We start from the raw sequence: 2,648 nt of genomic DNA, 5'->3' as shown, positions 1-2,648 counted from the left end.
GGGGGTGGCGGCGGGGCTATGGGGCTTCGGCGACCTGCGGCGGGAGGTGGCGGAGGTGACGCCGCCCGAGCCTGCTTGGATCTCCGTCTACCGGGAGGGCTACGCCCGCTACCGGGAGCTCTACGAGCGACTCAAGGACTTCTATCCGAAGCTTTGGAGGTTGTATGCCTAACGCCCTGGTCACGGGAGCAGGCAGCGGCATTGGACGCGCCATCGCCGAAAGGCTTGTCAAGGATGGGTTTAAGGTCTGGATCACTGACCGGGAGGAGGCCTGGGCCAAGGCGGTGGGGGAGGCTTTGGGCATGCCCTACCTGAGGCTGGACGTCACCTCCCGGGTAGAGTTAGAGGAGGCCCGGGAGCGCGTATATGGAGAGGATGGCCGGCTGGACGTCCTTGTGGCCAACGCCGGGGTTTCCACCATGAACCGATTCCTAGACCTTACGGAGGAGGAGTGGGACTACAACATGAACGTGAACGCCAAGGGCACCTTCCTCACCCTCCAGACCTTCGCCCGGGCCATGGTGGCCCAGGACCTCATGCCGGGGCGGGAGCTTAGGGGCAAGATCATCGCCACCGCTTCCATGGCCGCCCGCCAGGCGGCCCCCCTCCTGGCCCACTACTCCGCCAGCAAGTTCGCCGTCTTGGGGCTGGTGCAGGCTGCCGCCAAGGAACTCGCCCCCCACCGGGTCACGGTGAACGCCGTGAACCCGGGCTTCGTGCGCACGCCCATGCAGGAGCGTGAGGTGGCTTGGGAGGCGAGGCTCAGGGGGATAACCCCGGAGGAGGTGCTTCGGGACTACCTCCGGCAGACCCCCCTGGGCCGATTGCAAACCCCGGAGGATGTGGCCAAGGCGGTGAGCTTCCTGGCGGGCCCCGATTCGGACTTCCTCACCGGCGAAGCCCTGGAGGTGAACGGCGGTGCCTGGATCTTCTAAGGCTCTAAAAACCTTGGGCCACGCCCTCCTATGGGTTTTCAGCCTGGCGTTCCTCCTCCCCCTCCTCTGGACCCTCCGGAGCGCCCTGCTCCCCGAGGGGCTCGCCTATGCCCTCCCTCCCGCCTTCGGGCCCTGGACGTTGGAGAACTTCCTCAGGGTCCTGGAAGGCCCTTTCGGTAAGGCGTTTCGCAACAGCTTCCTCGTGGCCTCCCTCGTGGTCCTGGTGGGCCTTCCCCTCGCCGCCGGCTTGGGCTATGCCCTGGCCCGCCACCGCCTGGGGGGGGAGGGCCTCCGCTTTGGCGTCCTGGCTACCCAGATGCTCCCCCCCATCGTGCTGGCCCTGCCCCTTTTTGCCCTCTTCCGCACCCTGGGGCTTTCCGGGACGATTTGGGCCTTGCTCCTCGCCTACCTGGCCTTTGCCCTCCCCTTCATGACCTGGCTTCTTTTGGGCTTCTTCCAGGGCTTGCCCCGGGAGCTGGAGGAGGCGGCCTATGTGGACGGGGCTACCCCCCTGCAGGCGTTTTTCCGTGTGGTTCTGCCCCTCTCCGCCCCCGGGCTCTTCGCCGCCGGGGTCTTGGGCTTCCTGCTCTCCTGGAACGAGTTCCTCTTCGCCCTCCTCCTCTCGGGGCGGGAAACCCAGACCATCCCGGTAGCCCTTTCCACCCTGGTGACGCAACGGGGTGTCCTCTTCGCGCAGGTGGCGGCCGGGGTGGTGCTTTCCGTCCTTCCCGTGGCCCTTCTCGCCCGCACGGTGGACCGCTACCTCGTGGCGGGCCTCACCTTGGGGGCGGTGAAGTGAAGGAGGTGGTTTGGGATGAAACGCTGGTTGGTGATGGGATGGGTGGTCATGGGCCTCGCCCTGGCCCAGGGGGTGGTCTTAAGGGCCCTCATGGAGGATGTGCCGGAAACGCGGATCATCGAGGCCCTCCTCCCCGAGTTTGAGCGGGCCACGGGGATCCGGGTGGAGTTTGAAAAGGTGCAGTACAGCGCCATGCACGACAAGCTGGTGGCCCAGCTCCTGGCCCCGGAAAGCGCCTATGACTTCCTGGAGGTGGACTTCCTCTGGGCGGGGGAGTTCCCGGCGGCGGGGTGGCTCGAGCCCCTGGAACCCTACGTGAAGGCCTCGGGTTTTGACCTCTCCGTCTACTACCCCTCCATGCTGGAACTGGTGGGCTACTACCGGGGCACCCTCTACATGATCCCCATGTACAACTACGCCATGGGGCTCATCTACCGCAAGGACCTCCTGAACAGGCAGGACCTGCGGGACCGCTTCCGGAGGGAGTTTAACAGGGCCTTGGCCCTCCCCAAGACCCTACAGGAGTACGTGGACCTTTCCCTTTTTATGGCCCGAAACGCCGGGGTGGCGGGGGCGGCCATGCAGGGGCAGCGGGGTGACCCCAACTTCATGGAGTTCTCCAACTACCTCTTCGCTGCGGGCGGGGACTACGTGGACAAGAACTGGCGGGTCACCCTGAGCAGCCCCCAGGGGGAGAGGGCCCTGACCCTCTACGTGCGCAACATCCGCCAGGGGGCGCAGAAAGGGGCGCTGAACGCCAATCTGGACGATACGTTCCGCGTGATGTGCCAGGGCGGGGCCTTCAGCATGATCACCTACTGGTGGATGCTCCCGCAGCTGGACGACGCCAAGCAATGCCCCCAGGTGGCGGGCAAAGTGGCCCTGGTCCCCGTGCCGGGTGGGGCCGGGGTCAA

General features: G+C 66.3%; 3 protein-coding genes. All 3 read left to right on the top strand.

Annotation, left to right across the window (positions count from 1 at the left end; all coding sequences use genetic code 11):
• Positions 1-164 precede the first annotated feature (164 nt).
• Positions 165-935, top strand: a complete 771-nt coding sequence (locus Mlute_RS14765; RefSeq protein WP_119361294.1) for an SDR family NAD(P)-dependent oxidoreductase — start codon at positions 165-167, stop codon at positions 933-935.
• The gene (locus Mlute_RS14760) at positions 919-1,734 is read left to right on the top strand and encodes a carbohydrate ABC transporter permease (RefSeq protein WP_119361293.1); all 816 of its coding nucleotides are present in this window, start codon (positions 919-921) and stop codon (positions 1,732-1,734) included. Before Mlute_RS14765 ends, Mlute_RS14760 begins: the two co-directional genes overlap by 17 nt.
• Before the next feature lie 15 nt (positions 1,735-1,749).
• Positions 1,750-2,648: ABC transporter substrate-binding protein (locus Mlute_RS14755; RefSeq protein WP_119361292.1), on the top strand; the 899-nt coding region annotated here is incomplete at its 3' end.

It is taken from the genome of Meiothermus luteus (assembly GCF_003574085.1).
Classification (GTDB): Bacteria; Deinococcota; Deinococci; order Deinococcales; family Thermaceae; genus Meiothermus; species Meiothermus luteus.
This window is presented reverse-complemented; position numbering and strand designations above follow the sequence as displayed.

What these genes read in the sequence shown, in the direction of transcription:
- Mlute_RS14765 (WP_119361294.1), top strand. Translation starts at nt 165, where the DNA reads ATGCCTAACGCCCTGGTCACGGGAGCAGGCAGCGGCATTGGACGCGCC.